Raw genomic sequence first — 16,133 nt, forward strand, 5'->3', positions numbered from 1 at the left:
AACGAGGACCCATGGCCATCACGGAGTTCGACCGCTACCCGCTCACCTTCGGCCCCAGCCCGGTCCACCACCTGCCCCGGCTCAGCAAGCATCTGGGCGGCGCGCAGGTCTGGGCCAAGCGGGAGGACGTGAATTCCGGCCTGGCCTACGGCGGCAACAAGACACGCAAGCTCGAGTACATCGTCCCGGACATCCTCGCGGAGGGCGCGGACACCATCGTGTCCATCGGCGGCTTCCAGTCCAACCACACCCGGCAGGTGGCGGCGGTGGCCGCGACCCTCGGCCTCAAGGCGCTGCTGGTGCAGGAGAACTGGGTGGACTGGCCGGACCCGCTCACAGACCGTGTCGGCAACATCCTGCTCTCCCGGCTCATGGGGGCGGACGTGCGGCTCGACCCGGCCGGCTTCGACATCGGGATCCGCGACTCCTGGCAGAACGCCATCGCCGAGGTCGAGGCGGCCGGCGGCAAGCCCTACCCCATCCCGGCCGGCGCCTCCGAGCACAAGCTCGGCGGGCTGGGATTCGCCAACTGGGCGTACGAGGTGCAGCAGCAGGAGAAGAAGCTGGGGGTCTTCTTCGACACCATCGTGGTCTGCACTGTCACCGGCTCCACCCACGCGGGCATGGTCGCCGGGTTCGCCGCCCTGCAGGACGCCGGCGGCCGGCCGCGCCGCGTGCTCGGCATCGACGCCTCCGCCACCCTGTCCAAGACCCGCGACCAGGTCGGCCGCATCGCCCGCAACACGGCGCAGCTGATCGGGCTCGAACGGGACCTGCACGACGACGAGATCACGGTGCTGGAGGGCTGGGCCGGCGACCTCTACGGCATCCCGGTCGAATCCACGCTGGAAGCCATGCGGCTGAGCGCATCGCTCGAAGCCATGATCACCGACCCGGTCTACGAAGGAAAATCCATGGCCGCCCTGATCGACCTGGTCAGCAGCAAGCAGATCCCGGCCGAGAGCACCGTGCTCTACGCCCACCTCGGCGGTCAGCCGGCCCTCAACGCCTACAGCGGCCTGTTCCGGAGTTAGGAAACAACGACGGCGGCGCTCGCCCGAGCGCCGCCGTTCAGTGTGTCCCGGGCCGGCAGCGGATCGTCAGCGGGTCAGTTGGATCACGCTGATGTACAGAATGGTTACGGCAACCGCGGCCAGCAGTTGCCACCAGATGACGTGTTTCCGGACGGCTGGCCGCCGGTGCACTTCGTGCTGGTATTCTACGGCATCGAGAGCAAGGCCGATAAGGACGGCGCCGCCGAGGTTCATCCAAAACCCGTTGCCCGCAATATTGAAAAGGGTGATGAACAGAAAAATGAAGGCAATCCCGAGCAGATCGCGGAAGACTTTGCCGCCGCTGGAAAACTTCCACTCCAGGTAGCTTTTCGGCTTTTGCTGCGTTTCTGAAACGGTTTGATCGTGGGGTGTCATGCATTTCCTCCGGGCTTAGTCTGCCGTATTTGTGCCATGGCGGGGAATTAAGTCGAAGTTTGGGCCAGCTTCACGATCCACTCGGGTGTCTGGCGCCCTTGTTTCTTGTCTGTCACCACGCGCAGCCTGGCTGCCTGGATCCTGACCCTGTCCTGTCGTGGGGAGTCAGCGGCTTTGGGGGAGGTCGGCATGGTCTCCACGTCCTCAAGAGCCGTGACCTGCTGAGCCAAGCCGTCGTTTGAGGCGACCTGCAGAATCCGCGCCTCTTCTTCGCCGGCCAGCTGGCTTTCGGCGAGAAGCGCCAACACGCCGAGCCCGACGACTTTCCGGTCCATGCTGGGCGACATTGAGGCTTCCAACGCCCACTCCGCCCGCGCCCACCACTGGGCACGGCGATCTGCCTCGGCCTGAACCCGCATGCTGCGCCAGCCGATGTAAGCGGCTATCAAGGCGGCGACGAGAATCGCCAGCGGACCGAGGGAAGCGAGAACATCCCAGGCATCAGGGGCGTCATTGCGGACCACAACCTCGACCGGATCTGGAGCTTGCAGCGCGATCATGGCTCCAACCTAGGGCATGCATCGGTTGATGTGGTTGAGGACAACAAGCTATCTACGTGCCCGTATCTTTCTCGACGCTGGAGGTGGCGTGGCAGAAAGCCGAAACGACGGCTGCACCTTTTCTCAAAGACTGGGATGATCAGGCCATGAGTAAGTCATCGATGATCATTCCCTCAGATCTTGCACGCGCGGCCCGCGCACTGTCCCAGGTCTCGTCCAAAATGATCGGCAAGGCAGCCGGCCTGGACAAGAAACAGGTGCGCGATTTCGAGAAGGGCAACCAGGCGCTGACTCCGGAGCAGAACTGGCAATTGCGCCGTGCCTTGGAGCAGTTCGGCGTCGTCTTCATCGAGGACGACGATCACGGCGGCTACGGAGTGCGCCGGAAGTTCAACGCTTCCAAGGTCGCGCGTTTGGAAACCTGGGAAGGCGAAGGCGGATCGGCCCACGGCGACGATATTTAGACCGCTCCTCCCGACGAAGACGAGGTAGATGCTGTTGCGGGTGTCCGACCGGATGAGTCCGCCCGGACACCCGCAACAGGTCCTATCGAGTTAGGTGCTACAACCCGCGGGTTGACTCAGACGCTTGCCTTCACAGCTTCGTCCGTGGAGACACCGCGGCGCTTGTCGAAGACGGTGGCGCCGACTTCCTGCTCGGCCTGGTTGTTGATCGAGAGGTCGATGCCCGGGCGGTCGCGCAGGATCAGCACGGCGACGATGGAGATGATCGTCATGCCGAAGAGGTACGCCGAGACGGAGCTGCTGGTCCCGGTGGAATTGATCAGTGCCTGGGCGATGGTCGGGGCGAACGCGCCGCCGAGGATCGCGCCCAGTGCGTAGGCAATGGAGACACCCGAGTATCGCACGGAGGCCGGGAAAATCTCGCTGTACCAGGCAGCCTGGGGCCCGTAGCCAAGCCCGAGACCGATGGTGAACAGGCCGAGAGCCAGGTAGAGCATGCCCAGCGAGCCGGTGTCGATCAGCCAGAACAGCGGGAATACGGTCAGCAACTGGGCGCCGAACCCGAGAAGGTACGTGCGCTTGCGGCCGATCTTGTCGGCCAGGACGCCGGCCAAGGCGGTGAAGATGAACCACATGGCCGAGGCGAACGTGACGGCCAGCAGTACGTCCGTACGTTCCAAGCCCACTGCGTCAGAGGTGGCGTAACTGGGGATGAACCCGCCCGTGGCCATGTAGCCTGCGGCGTTGTTGCCGGCGAAGACCAGCGCGGCCAGAATCACCAGCAACCAGTGCTTGCGGAACAGTTCGACGACCGGAACCTTCTGCTGCTGTTTCTTCTCGGCGATCTCCTTGAATACCGGAGATTCGTCCACCGACCGGCGGACCATGTAGCCGACCCCAATCAAGACGATGCTGAGCAGGAACGGGATCCGCCAGCCCCACTCAAGGAATGCTTCTCCCGGGGAGACGACGCCGGTCATCAGCGTCATCACGCCTGAAGCCAGCAGCATCCCCAGCGGCACACCCAGCTGTGGGAAGGAACCGGCCCGGCCACGGCGGTTACGCGGTGCATGCTCGACAGCCATCAACACGGCGCCACCCCATTCACCGCCGGCAGAGATGCCCTGCAGAATGCGCAGCAGGAGCAGCAGCACCGGTGCCAGCACCCCGACGGTCTCGTAGGTCGGCAGCACACCGATCAGCGTGGTGGCGGCACCCATCAGGATCAGAGTGATCACCAGCATCGCCCGGCGGCCGAGCTTGTCGCCGTAGTGTCCGGCCAGGAAGGCCCCCAGCGGCCGGAACAGGAAGCTGATGCCGACGGAAGCGAAGGCCAGCAGCAGCCCGATGGATTCACCGGCGGGTTCGAAAAACAGGTGGGCGAAGACCAAGCCAGCGGCGGTGGCGTAGATGAAGAAGTCGTACCACTCGATGGTGGTGCCGACGATGGTGGCAAACGCGACACGACGCTGGTTTGCGGCGGACGATTGCCCGGGTGCTGCAGTGCTCATGATTATCCTCTTCGATATTCACAAATGATGGGATGGGTAAAAACGGAAAGTGATTGCTGCTAGACGGGGGCGGGCTGTTCTTTCGAATAGGTCTTGAGGTCGAAGGCGGGGTCGGCGGCTTGTTCGGGGGTGAGGGTGGCGCCGGCGGCGAGGAGGCGGCGGGCGGCCATGTGGTCCGCGGGCTGGTTGACGGATTCGACGGCGGCGAGGGTGCCGTTGCGGAAGCAGAAGACGGAAAACTTTTCGTCGGCGGGGTCGCCGCGGAGCACAACGTCGTCGCCGGGGGCGACCAGGCCGGCGATCTGCAGGCGCAGCGGCCCCTGGTTGGACCAGAACCAGGGCAGGTCCGCGTAGCCGCCGGACCCGGTGCCGAGGATGGCGCGGGCGGCGTGCCGGGCCTGGTCGGTGGCGTTTTGCACGGATTCGAGCCGGGTGCGGGTGCCGGCGTGGGCGTTGGGGAAGGACGCGCAGTCGCCGACGGCGTAGATGTCCGGGTCGGAGGTTCGCAGGGTGGCGTCCACGGTGATGCCGTTGTCCACCTCGAGGCCGGCGGCCGACGCGAGTTCGGTGCGCGGGATGACGCCGACACCGACGAGGACCAGGTCGGCGCGGTAGCGTTCGCCGGTGGTGCTGATGGCGGCGGTGACGTGCCCTGTCTCGTCGGCGTCGAAGGAGGCGATGCCTTCGCCCAGGCGCAGGTTCACGCCCAGGCGCCGGTGGGCGGCGGCGAAGAACGCGCTCATCGTGGGGGTCAGGGCCCGGCCCATGGGCCGGTCGGCGTATTCGAGGACGGTGACGTCGAGGCCGCGGGCGCGGGCGGCGGCGGCAAACTCCAGACCGATGAAGCCGGCGCCGATGACGACGACGGAGCCGACGGTGTCGAGGCGGGCGTGCAGGGTCTGGGCGTCGAGGGTGCGCAGGCCGTGGATGCCGGCCAGGCCGGCGCCGGGGACGCTCAGTTCGCGGTTGGCGGCCCCGGTGGCGAGCACCAGCTTTGTGTAGGACAGCGTGGTGCCGTCGTCGAGGGTGACGGTCCTGGCGGCCCGGTCGATGGAGGTGGCGCGCACGCCGAGGCGTGCATCGACGTCGTTGGTGGTGAAGAATTTTTCCGGGCGCAGCGGCAGCGGGGCCGGGGTCTTCCCGGCGGCCAGGTAGTCCTTGGACAGCGGGGGCCGCTGGTAGGGGTGGTGCGGCTCGTCGCCGAGCAGGGTGATGGCCCCGGCGTGGCCTTCCTTGCGCAGCGAATCCACCAGCTGGATGCCGGCCTGGCCGTTGCCAACAATGACGATGTTCCCGAACGTGCTCATGGCTTGTCCTAGACCTGGTCTTCGGGGACGTCGACCTCGATGGTTTCGAAGTCATCGCCAGCCGTGATCTGGCAGCCGAGGCGGCTGCGGGACTCGTCGCGAGGGCCGGCGGTGCAGTCGAGCATTTCGTCTTCGTCATCGCTGATCTCCGGCAGCCCGCCGACGTATTCGGGCCGGACGTAGACGTGGCAGGTGGCGCACATCGCCTGGCCGCCACATTCGCCGACGATCCCGGACACGCCATTCGTGACCGCCGCCCGCATCAGTGAAGTGCCGGGGTCGACGTCCAAGACGTCCACATTGCCATCGGAGTGGTGGAAACTGATTTTTGCCATTGGTTCTGCTGCTTTCTAGTTCCAAGTGACGGGCAGGCTGGTGAGGCCGCGGAAGACCCAGCCGTCCCAGCTTTCCGCCCGGGTGTCGTCGGTGCGCAGGCCCGGGAAACGTTTGTAGGCCAGCGGTACGGCGATCTGGCCGATGGAGGTTTTGGCGGCCCAGTGGCCGGCGCACAGGTGGACGCCGCTGCCGAAGGCCAGGTGGGAAGTCTTGGGCCGGAAGATGTTGAACTCGTCGGCCGTGGGGCCAAAATGCTCAATGTCCCGGTTGGCCGAGGCGACCACGACGCCGAGGCCTGCACCTGCGGGCAGCCGGACTCCGCAGAGTGTGGTCTCCCGGGTGGTTTCGCGCGGGTACATGCCGATAGGGGAACGCCACCGCACGGTTTCGTCGAACACGGCCGCCCAAAGCGCGTCGTCGCTGAGGACCTTCTCCAGTTGTTCCGGGTGCTGGCTCAGTGCCCACACGATGTTGGTGACCATGTGCTGGGGCTCGTTCATCCCGCCGGAGATGGTTAGTTTGACGTTGGCAGCCACGTTGTCGAACGGGAGGCCGCTGTTGGCCAGCGCCGAGGTCATCGAACTGTCCGGATGCTGCTGGTAGAACGGGATGAGTTCGTCGAGGATGGCGTCCAGTTCGGCCTGCGATGCATCGCAGCGGTCCCAGATTGCCTGGTCGTCCAGAACGTTTCCGGAACCGGCAATGAAGTCGTGCGACCAGCGGCGCATCTGCTCGACGGCGACGTCCTTGAGGCCCAGCAAGTCGATCAGGTTCTGCGAGGCCACCGGTGCCGCGTAGTCCCGGTTGAGGTCGGCGTTGTCCGGTCCCTTTTCCTCCAGCACGTCCAAGTAGGTCTGTGCATTGCGTTCAAAGACGGGCGCCCAGACCTCCTTGATGTTCTTGGGGCGCAGCACAGGGTTGATCGGGGCGCGGTCGGCGGCGTGGTCCGGATCGTCCTTGCGAAGCATCGGCTGCGCGCCCAGTGCCCGATTCATTGCGGCGCCGCTGACGTTGGCACTGAAAATTTCCTGGTCCATCTCCACTGCGTGGCAGCCCTCGTAGTTGGTGACAAGGAACTTCTTGATCGCCGGGACCCAGGCGACCGGGGACTCCTGCCGCAGCCTCTCGTAGGTTGGATAGGGGTCGGACATCATCAGCGCCGGGTCAACCCAATCGGCTACCGGGTAGGAAATGTCCGGGACGGCACCGGCAACCGAGGTTGTTGCAACGGCAGCCCCGCGCGCATCCGGGCATTCCGGGAGCGTGGAGGCGGGAGTGCTGTCGGAATCTGCTCCATAGCCAAAGGGGCATCGGCCTTCGAGGGCGGTAGACATCTGTCCTCCTGTTATGAACTACATCTTGTGACTAGTGTCGCCCGGCCACTTCTCCTAGTAAACTGCGGATATTCGCATAACTTCTTCGATTGCTTGGGACTAGATGGCAAAGTTCACCTTGCGGCAGCTTGAACTCTTCGCTGCTCTTCCAGACCATGACACGTTGAGCTCTGCCGCAGCGGCGCTGCACATTTCCGAGTCCGCCCTCTCCCATGCGCTCAGCGAATTGGAGGCGGCAGTAGGGGAGCAGCTGTGTGTCCGGAGGAAAGCGCGGGGCATGCGGCTGACGCAAGCGGGCCAGTATCTTGCCGCCAGGGCACGGACCATCGTGAAGGAAACCGACGGGCTGGTCAGTGAGCTCGCCGGTGTCGGCGGGGAACTGAGGGGGCCGGTTGCACTGGGCTGCTACATCGGGCTGGCCAGCAACGTACTGCCATCGGTGATGGAAGGCTTTGGCAAGTTGCACCCTGGCGTGGACATCAGCATCACAGTAGGCGACCACAGGGACCTGTTGCCGAAGCTGGAGACAGGGGCCTTGGATGCAGCCATCGTCTACGAGATCGGAATGCCGGCAAGATTACAGCGGCAGGAGATCTACAAGACAGAAGTAATGGCCATACTCGCCGAGTCGCACCCGCTGGCTGAGAATCCGGACGTCGATCTTGCGGAGCTCGCCCCTGAACCGCTGATCATGCTCGAATCGCAGCCCAGCACCGGCTACACCCAGCTGATGTTCGACGAACGCGGGCTCACTCCCACATATGCGGCGCGCGTGCCGCAGATTGACTTGGTCCGCGCGCTGGTGGGCCGGGGGCTGGGCTACAGCCTGCTGATGTCGCGGCCCAACCAGATACCCGTCACCACCGAGGGGTTGCCCATCGTCTCCAGACCACTACGCCCCCGGGCGGGAATAACCTCCGTTGTCGCTGTCTGGCCCAACGGCGTAGCCCTCAGCGCCCGCGCCCGTGCGGTGATGGACTACGCGGCTGAAGTTCTAGAAGGGATCGACACCAAGTAAAGCGACGGGGCGGGGACAGAAAGTGAGCCGAGGTCTCTGAACCACGGCTCACTGAGGGGTAACACCATAACTCTGCTAGAAGCGGTCTCGGACTTGTCGCTCCCGGCCATAAGGGGCCACGCCCCCGCCGACAGCAACGTGCTCTACGCCCACCTCGGCGGCCAACCCGCGCTCAACGTCTACAGCGGTCTTTGCGGAGCTAGAAAATAACGACGGCTGTGCTCAACTGAGCGCCGCCGCGTCGCTTTCGGTTTGGGCAGGTTTTCAAACCTCGGACTAACATCGCCCGTTCTGGCAGGCGCCCGGACCAGCGGCCGGACTGCTGCACCTGTCTCTTAGCGCTGCAGCGGTACCGGGCTGAGCAGGTGCCCCGGCCCGCGGTGAAGGACGCCGACGGGCAAGAGCTGGCAGCGCAAACCAGCTCGTCCGCGCACAACGGCGTGGGCACCCGGTGCGAGTACCCGCTCCATCCAGGCGCAGGGGTGGACGTGCCCGCCTCCCCGGAAGCGCGCACCTGCTGGCTGCGTACATGCCGGGCCTACCGAACATTGTTAGTACGCTACAAGCATGGGTACAAAACCAGCCGGCACCACGCGTGCCGCAATCTATACGCGGATCAGCGACGACAAAGCCGGGCAGGAGCTCGGCGTCGAACGCCAGCTCAAAGACTGCAGGAACCTTGCCAAAGCCCGCAAAATGCGCGTTGTCGCCGAGTTCGACGACAACGACCGAAGCGCGTTCAACGGTAAGGTGCGCAAGGGCTACAAGGCGCTGGTTGAGGCGATCGCATCCGGGGAAGTCAATGCCATCATCGCGTGGCACGACGACCGGCTGCATCGCAACACCGCCGAGCTGGGCCGGTTTATCCAGCTCCTGAACGAGAAGAAGGCCACGGCGCACTTCGTACGCTCAGGCGATGTTGACCTTTCGACGGCGTCTGGAGTGATGAACGCACAGATTCTCGGTGTGTTTGCCGAGTACGAGTCCCGCCACAAGTCCGAGCGCATCACCCGGGCCCACGAGCAGGCAGCCGAACTAGGTAAATGGCGCGGTGGTGCCCGGCCCTTCGGCTACGAGAAGGACGCCACGACGTTGGATCCCAAGGAAGCAGCGATGGTGCGGAAGGCGTATGAGGACGTCATTGCTGGCCGCACCCTCGGCTCGATCATCCGGGAGTGGAACGAGGCCGGGGTTCTGACCACGACAGGCAAGACGTGGAGCTACGCGACCCTGCGCCAAGTTCTCCTGCGTCCCCGGAACCATGGCGCGTCCGTTTACAAGGGGCAGGTCGTGAAGACCGACGCATTCACGCCCCTTGTCACTGAGGACGTATATCTGACGGTGAAGTCAATTTTGGAGGATCCGACCCGACGCAAGACGCCGAGCAATCAAGGCAAATGGTTGCTGGCTGGGCTCGCGTTGTGCGGAGTGTGTGAGGCCCAGGGCATTGAACAGACGATGAAGTCCGCGACAGTTAGCTCACTCAGGGCAAACTCCAAACGCTCCGTCTACCGTTGTTCGGGCCCTTCGGCGCACTTGGGGCGCAATGCTGTGGATTCCGATGAACATGTGAGGGACTTGGTGCTGGCACGGCTGTCTCGGGCGGACGCCAAAGAACTGCTGAACAACGACGGAGCTACTGACACGAAGGAGCTGCGGTCGCGTGCCCAAGGCCTGCGGGCCAAGCTGAACAACCTGACGGTTTTGTTCGCAGAGGACGCGATTACCGCTGAGCAATTGGCCACCGGATCGAAGACGCTACGTGCCCAGTTGGCGGAGGTGGAGTCGCAGATGATCAGTTCCCGCCGCGTCAGGGCGCTCGGGGACCTGGTCGGCGCCGAAGACTCACTGGCCGTCTGGGACGCCTTGGAGTGGTCACAGAGGCGGGAAGTCGTGAGGGCACTGCTCAAGGTCACGGTTTTGCCTATGGGGAAGGGGTATGCACGCGAGTTCAACCCAAATTTCCTCCGCATTGACTGGAATTAGCACGCTGAGTGGATTCCCACACCGTCCTGCATAGACAGTTACCCTAAGTCTTAGGTGCGGGGTACCGTGCAAAAACAAGACTTCGATGAGACAAAGGATGAACACAATGCAACCGCCCTAGGGCGCACCAGCTCCCTCTGGAAGCCACTCGCCATGCGCAGCAACCCAGCTGTAGAGGCAATCCAGCAATCCGGAGGCAGCGGCTCAACCCGCTGAGTACAAATAGAACCAACCGAAAGGAATTGGTCACCTGCAGCAATCCGGCTGTGGAGGGACCGGGGGGACCGTAAAGCCGGCCTCCTGAACGTTTGCAGTCAGCCTCTGCGAACTAGCGCGATTGTCCAAGGAGGACAGCGTGTTCCTTTCGGATCAGCATCACCAAGCCTTCCCCACCCCCACCGACGCCCGTGACGCCCTCGCAGTCGCGTCCCGCCGCCGCCAAAGCCCGGCTGTAGTGGCGGAGAAGCGCCGCGAACTGCAGGTTGCCAAGCTCGCCGCCCATATTCAGCGTGGCCTGCCCGCCGTGACAGGCGTTACCCTTGCCGAGCGTCTGGGATTGCTGGCCCTAATCGAGTCCATCCCGGTCCTGGAACTGGAGGCGGGCAAGTGAGCGCGGCACAGGCAACGAAACCGCGTAGCAAAGCTGAGTGGATTCAGGCCCAGCTGGAGAAGGCGCCTCCACTGAAAGCTGCCCAGCGCGACCGGCTGGCGGCAATCCTGGGCAGCAGCAAGGCAGCAGCGGCATGAACGGGACAAACAAAATCCCCGCCGGTCTGCCAACCAGCGGGGATCCAATCAGCAGCTTGCTGAAACTCAACGATGATCCCACCGTAACCGGCCTCAGCGACGGCGTGCAAGCTAGCTATGCCTTCGCACTGTCCGAGTGGATCAACCGGGCTGAGCGCGTGCTCTACCCGCTGGCCTACGTCGGGGAGCCGTTCACCGTTGACGACCTTCGGCGGGCCGGCGTGCCCGAGCCCGACTTGCAGCAGCGTTGGGGCAGCGTGTTCGCCGTCGCACGTAACGCCGGATTCTTGGAGCCCGCAGGCTACACCGAGCACTACACCCCGGCCGGCGCAGCAATGCCCCTGCGCGTCTGGCACGGTGCCCCATGCATCAGGAAGGCAACAGCAGCATGACCACCGCAGAGAGCCTTACCAAGGGGCGCACCAAGGACGCGCTGCGCGAAGTCGGCTACTTCGAATGGCTGGTGCACTTGGACATGGTGCTGATGAAGGCAGCCCGGAAGGGCATTGCCCAGCGCCTCGCACGGTTTGGTGACACCGACACCGGATTCAATGTGAGGCCCGGCAACGACCTCCTGAGCGCCTTTAGCGGCGCCGACCCCAAGACGTGCAGCGCAGTGTTGGCTGACCTCCTGAGCTACGGGCTGCTGCACCAGACCCGCAAGGCGTTCTCCGGGGGCAAGCATGGCGCCCGCGGCATTGCGGCCGAATACCAGCTCACGATCCCGCTGGACTTCTTTGAGACGGTGCCGCTGGACCCCCGCGCGATGAAGGCACTGGCCGACATAGAGGCCCGGAAGGAAGCCCGGGTTGAGGCATCCCGGCTGAAGGAGCAGGCCCAAGCTCTGGCCAAGGAACGGCAGGCCGCAGCTAAAGCAGCGAGGGCTGACGCTATCCGGCAGTTCCGTGCAAATGAGGTACCAAAACCGGTGGTTGATTCCCCTAATGGGACACTGAAAACGGTGGCTGATTCGAATGAGGGACCGAAAACGGATCCCCAACCCTCTAATGAAGCACCGAAAACGGTGGTTGATTCAGGTGCGACGAGCGTCACTGCGGTTGGAATGAACCACCGTTTTTCCCCAAGTGAACCGCCGTTTTTGGTGGATTGGATCACCGAAAAGGGTGCCCCATCTACCCATGACCTCTCCACTACCTCTCCAAAATCATCACCTAGCGCTGATAACTCACCTGCGGCTGATTCTCAGTTGAGCGATCTTGATGGAGAAGTGGAAGTAGTTGGTGAGGTTGGGGCCGCGGCTGCGCCAGCGTCCACCGGCCGGGACATTGCTGCGGGAATCTTTGCCGAGCCTGTAGCTGTTTCTGAGGCTGTGGCTCCAGTGGCCGACGTCGAGCTGGTCGAGGACTTCGATGAGCACCCGGATCCCGAGGCCGAGGGCGTTCCGCCGCTGGACCAGTTGGTGGCCAGCATCCCGGCCGACGACGGCGTGTTCCCCGAGGTCGCAGCCGAGGCCGAGCAGCAGAAGCACCGCCCGGAGGTCAACGTGAAGTCCATGACCCCGCAGGAGGAGCAGGCGGAGAAGGATCGCCAGTCCGCAGCCCTCATTGCGCTGATCAAGGCATCCGAATGCATGGAGACCCCGGCGCGTACCGAAATCAGCGCTTGAAATGGGTGACCGGTTACCTGCCGTTCTGAGCGCCTCAAATTCTAAATCTGACAGCCATCTGCCCCCAGGAGTAGCCACTACCCGCCCAGGCTCCGCGGCAAGGTCCTACCCGAACGAAGGGCCCCAACCGTTAAATCGAAAACCGAGAACAATCCCTACGGCACGACGTCTGACGGTCGGCTAGGGCAAGCTAACTGACCGTCACTGAACCATCCCGCGCCACCCAAAACACGCTGATCCCGAGTTTGGCCAGCGCCGGCATCACGAGGCCAACGCAAGACCTATGGTCAGCATTGTCAGGGAACGCAACAGCAGCTTCCGCCTCACCTGAGGACCACACACGCAGAGCGCGTGTGACCGCTACCGAAACGTGGGTGCCGACTTGTCCGAGACTGAAAGCCCGCCCGTATCTACTACTTCCGGCCTTGGAGCTACCTTCCCCTTTGGCCTCCACCAGCAACCGTCGCTCATCCAATGACGCCACAACGTCATCACCGTGTTGAGTCGCCCGAGCATAGGACTCGATCGTCCAGCCCTGAGCTTCCAAGTAAGCACGAACCGCCTCAACGACTTCGTCCTCGTACAACATCTTGGTCACCCCCGGAATACGCGTACCCCTTTATTGCTCCATTTACGGCCATGAGGACGAGAGCCCCGAAACCGAGTAGAAGGGAAAAGTAGAGCGGCCCCTCCGACAAGAAACCGGCGGTCCAACCGACCACGTAGGTGACCAGGGTGATGCTAGTGGATGTCACGGCAGTGATCTGCACAGCTAAGTGGTGGGCTCTACGTTCATTCATCAGAAAGACTCCGCTAATGAGTACCGGAAGGATCATTAGCATGAGAGTGACACCAACCATTTGGCCCCGGGGCCCCCGTACGCCATCTCCGGCGATAACAAACCCCATGGCTATGAGCGTCCAAATCCCGAGTAGCAGTACCAGTAACCCTGCGATTGACACCAGAGCAGAAGGAATGGGTGGATCGGCCTGCACTGTAGGCGCCGATGTTTGCGCGGGCGAGGGCGAAGGTGGGGCAGACTTCGAAGGGGCGGCTTGGGGCGTTGGCTCGTCCGCGGCTTGGGCCGAAGGGCGATAGACCTCTCCGAGGTCAATTGGCTCATGCCATGAACCAAGTCCAAAAACCTTCTCCCACAAGAGAATTCGCATGCGGTGAGCATCGGGCCCGAACGGGTCCATGGACAGCAAATCTACAGTCTGATTGATTTCCCAGCTCGCCTGCTGCCGTTCGAGCACCGCGCGGGGGACATTCTCCGATCGTGTGTGCTCCGCAATGTAAGCTGCTTGCCCCAAACAGAACGCTTCCGCCGGAGTGAATCCGACGTGAAGCAGCCTTAGAGTCATGCCCTTGACGGCGCCATCCAGGAAAGCCATGCACACCTCGCTCTTGGGCAGCGATCGAGACGCACCAGCGGGTGCAGAGCGGCATCGCTGACTGCTGTTCATCCTGAATTATCGGCAGCAAGAACTTATCCGTTAGTGCTCGTCCAAGAACCGACCGCTGCCTCTACACGCGCTAAGGAGCACCTGCGAGAATTGATCAAACCTTCCATCTGAATAAGACCCATCCCATTTACCACGGCTGAGAGCAGAGACGATGAGGCACCGCGATGACGGCCCAATCAAAAGCATTGACGAAGATCTCGTAGGGCGAGGCGCCCTAGCGACAGAGGTCAGTAACCTCATACAGACGCTTTCCGCCGACGATGGCCACGTTCTTGCCCTGACGGGCCCGTGGGGCTCCGGCAAAACGTCTCTCCTAAATCTCATACGTGAAGTCACAGTTGCAGAACGAACCATGCTCGACTTCAATCCTTGGATGTTCTCGGGCACAAACCAACTAGTAGACATTTTCTTCCGAGAGCTATCAGCCCAGTTGAGGTTGAAGCGCGACTCCAAGCTCGATAAAATCATCGACGCGCTAGACAGTTACAGTTCACTGCTAACCCCATTCTCGTGGGTGCCCGTGGTCGGCCCATTCTTCTCACACTGGAAAGCCTTCACACAAGCAACCAGGACGATAAAAGACGCTGGCAAGAGTAGCGTCATGGAAAAGAAGGCACAGTTGGGGAATGCTTTGCAAGCCCTCGACAAGCCGTTGATCGTCTTTATAGATGACATCGACAGGCTGACGAGTGGTGAAGTGCAGGACCTTTTTAAGCTCGTTAGGCTGACAGCCAACTTTCCAAAAATAATTTACGTTCTGGCCTACGACAGGTCGCGGGTTGAGGAGGCGCTGACGCAAACGGGCATGCCAGGCCGGGACTACCTGGAGAAGATAGTGCAAACGAGCATCGACCTTCCGATGATACCAACCAAGACGATCAGTCGGCTTCTGGCCTCCGCCCTTCAGGACACCGTTGATGAGATGGGCGGTGTCGAGTTGTTTGATGCTTCTCGTTGGGCCGATTCGTTTGCAGAAATAATCATGCCCTTGGTCAAGAACGTGCGTGATGTGAGGCGGTACGCCTCATCTTGCCAGCTGGCGATAGCAAGCTTAAAAGAGAAGATCGAACTAAGCGACATTCTAGCTCTTGAGGCGGTTCGCGTGTTTCGGCCTGACCTGATCAATAACGTCGCTCAGATTCGAAGAGCATTGACAACAACCCGCGAAATAGGCTTCGGTGGAAATGAGTCTCCTGACCTTAAGCAAGACATTGAAGGGTTTTTGGACAAAGCGGGCAGTCACCGACCCGTTGCAGAGTCGATGATTCGAAGGCTATTTCCTGCGGCTCTAAGACATACCGAAAATTACAGTTACGGAAGCGATTGGGACAGCGTCTGGTTACGGGAGCGCGTAGTCGCGAATAAGGAGATATTGAACCTGTATCTTGATCGAATAAAGTCTGAGCGCTTAGAAGCGTTCGACCGCGCAGAGGTAGCTTTCGGAAAGCTCGACGAGTCAGAATCATTCCACCGATACCTGCAATCGGTTCCCCGCGATGAAGTCGAAGATGTAATCGCCGAATTGGCAAACTTCCAAGAGTTTCCAGCCTCCGGCGTCGCCGCCGGCCTAGTCGCACTCCTAAACTTGCTGCCTGAAATACCAGAACGGCCGCGAGGTCTGTTCTCCTTCGGGCCTCGGGTGACGGTTGCAAGAGTATGTGTCCGACTATTGCGGAGCCTTGAAACTGAAGAGGCCAGGGAATCAGTGATCGCCACCGCGTTGCCACTATTGACCAGTCTGACGTCGAAGGACGAACTAGTCGAAATGGTCACTCCCTCTGAAGGTGGCAGCTTCGACCTCGCCAGCGAGGAGTTTGTAGCTCTCACTCGTAAGTCTCTTTTGCAGGAGGTGGAGCAAACGCCCGCTGCAGCACTAGCGGGCGAAGCGCATCTAATGCGACTGCTGTACCTTTCTGTGCGTAGCGGCCTGCAGCCAGTCGCCCTCCGTGGGCCTAGCGATGACGCGCTCACGGTTGCCATCCTGCGCTCTGCAAAGTCGGACAGGGTAAGTCAATCAGTTGGCTCCCGGGCAGAGAAGCGGACTCCTGGGCTCGCATGGGGTGCGCTGTGTGAGGTCTACGGCTCTGAGGACTCTCTCGTGCAAGCAATCAGACGCATTGATTTCTCAGGTCTGTCGTCCGATGACATCGGTGTGGTCAATCTTGCCGTCGATTACGCAGAAGGGCGACGCTCGGCGGCAGAGCTATTGGATTAGGCACTAGCTCGGGAAGGGGGCGCGTCACATTCCCATATTGCCGGCGGTTGTCTAAGGACCCAGCACACGCCGAGGCTAAGCTGTCGTCGCCGGTAAGGGCCGGAGCAGACTCGACGAAAAGTAGGGGACACC

The 16,133-nt window shown here is 62.2% G+C and carries 14 protein-coding genes; 8 read left to right on the forward strand and 6 right to left on the reverse strand.

The window, feature by feature from the left end; all coding sequences use genetic code 11:
* Positions 1-11: 11 nt before the first annotated feature.
* Positions 12-1,034 carry a 1-aminocyclopropane-1-carboxylate deaminase gene (locus AC5RWG_RS11570; RefSeq protein WP_494166959.1) on the forward strand — a complete coding sequence of 341 codons (1,023 nt, stop codon included), beginning with the start codon at positions 12-14 and terminating at the stop codon, positions 1,032-1,034.
* Positions 1,035-1,100: 66 nt separating this feature from the next.
* Here AC5RWG_RS11570 and AC5RWG_RS11575 read toward each other — a convergent pair whose 3' ends face one another.
* Both AC5RWG_RS11575 and AC5RWG_RS11580 read right to left on the reverse strand, forming a co-directional pair.
* Entirely contained in the window at positions 1,101-1,430 is a 330-nt protein-coding gene (locus AC5RWG_RS11575; RefSeq protein WP_494166960.1) for a hypothetical protein, read from the reverse strand.
* A gap of 47 nt (positions 1,431-1,477) precedes the next feature.
* Positions 1,478-1,990, reverse strand: a complete 513-nt coding sequence (locus AC5RWG_RS11580; RefSeq protein ID WP_494166961.1) for a hypothetical protein — start codon at positions 1,988-1,990, stop codon at positions 1,478-1,480.
* A gap of 56 nt (positions 1,991-2,046) precedes the next feature.
* Here AC5RWG_RS11580 and AC5RWG_RS11585 point away from each other — a divergent pair, with 56 nt between their 5' ends.
* The gene (locus tag AC5RWG_RS11585; protein ID WP_494166962.1) at positions 2,047-2,454 is read left to right on the forward strand and encodes an XRE family transcriptional regulator; all 408 of its coding nucleotides are present in this window, start codon (positions 2,047-2,049) and stop codon (positions 2,452-2,454) included.
* 116 nt (positions 2,455-2,570) lie between these two features.
* Here the strand turns inward: AC5RWG_RS11585 and AC5RWG_RS11590 are convergent, their stop codons facing one another.
* The 4 genes from AC5RWG_RS11590 to AC5RWG_RS11605 are packed head-to-tail and all read right to left on the reverse strand — an operon-like array spanning position 2,571 to position 6,942.
* Positions 2,571-3,965, reverse strand: a complete 1,395-nt coding sequence (locus AC5RWG_RS11590; RefSeq protein WP_494166963.1) for an MFS transporter — start codon at positions 3,963-3,965, stop codon at positions 2,571-2,573.
* Positions 3,966-4,024: 59 nt separating this feature from the next.
* Positions 4,025-5,272, reverse strand: a complete 1,248-nt coding sequence (locus AC5RWG_RS11595) for an NAD(P)/FAD-dependent oxidoreductase (protein WP_494166964.1) — start codon at positions 5,270-5,272, stop codon at positions 4,025-4,027.
* 8 nt (positions 5,273-5,280) lie between these two features.
* Positions 5,281-5,607 (reverse strand): 2Fe-2S iron-sulfur cluster-binding protein, encoded by a 327-nt coding sequence (locus tag AC5RWG_RS11600; protein WP_494166965.1) that lies wholly within the window; start codon positions 5,605-5,607, stop codon positions 5,281-5,283.
* Between the two features lie 15 nt (positions 5,608-5,622).
* Positions 5,623-6,942, reverse strand: a complete 1,320-nt coding sequence (locus AC5RWG_RS11605; RefSeq protein WP_494166966.1) for a cytochrome P450 — start codon at positions 6,940-6,942, stop codon at positions 5,623-5,625.
* A gap of 103 nt (positions 6,943-7,045) precedes the next feature.
* Between AC5RWG_RS11605 and AC5RWG_RS11610 the strand changes: the two genes are divergently transcribed.
* The 6 genes from AC5RWG_RS11610 (at position 7,046) to AC5RWG_RS11635 (ending at position 16,001) form a co-directional block, all read left to right on the forward strand.
* Positions 7,046-7,960 (forward strand): LysR substrate-binding domain-containing protein, encoded by a 915-nt coding sequence (locus AC5RWG_RS11610; protein WP_494166967.1) that lies wholly within the window; start codon positions 7,046-7,048, stop codon positions 7,958-7,960.
* Positions 7,961-8,527: 567 nt separating this feature from the next.
* A complete protein-coding gene (locus AC5RWG_RS11615; protein ID WP_494166968.1) occupies positions 8,528-9,946 on the forward strand; it encodes a recombinase family protein in 1,419 nt (472 codons plus the stop codon).
* Positions 9,947-10,301: 355 nt separating this feature from the next.
* Positions 10,302-10,556 (forward strand): hypothetical protein, encoded by a 255-nt coding sequence (locus AC5RWG_RS11620; protein WP_494166969.1) that lies wholly within the window; start codon positions 10,302-10,304, stop codon positions 10,554-10,556.
* Positions 10,557-10,749: 193 nt separating this feature from the next.
* Positions 10,750-11,085: a hypothetical protein gene (locus tag AC5RWG_RS11625; protein ID WP_494166970.1), complete on the forward strand. Its 336-nt coding sequence runs from the start codon at positions 10,750-10,752 to the stop codon at positions 11,083-11,085.
* Positions 11,082-12,320: a hypothetical protein gene (locus AC5RWG_RS11630; RefSeq protein WP_494166971.1), complete on the forward strand. Its 1,239-nt coding sequence runs from the start codon at positions 11,082-11,084 to the stop codon at positions 12,318-12,320. The genes AC5RWG_RS11625 and AC5RWG_RS11630 overlap by 4 nt, the downstream gene beginning before the upstream one ends.
* A 1,617-nt stretch (positions 12,321-13,937) precedes the next feature.
* On the forward strand, positions 13,938-16,001 hold the full coding sequence (locus tag AC5RWG_RS11635; RefSeq protein WP_494166972.1) for a KAP family P-loop NTPase fold protein: 2,064 nt from the start codon (positions 13,938-13,940) through the stop codon (positions 15,999-16,001).
* Positions 16,002-16,133: the final 132 nt, after the last annotated feature.

Source organism: Arthrobacter sp. Y3221160 (assembly GCF_059092585.1).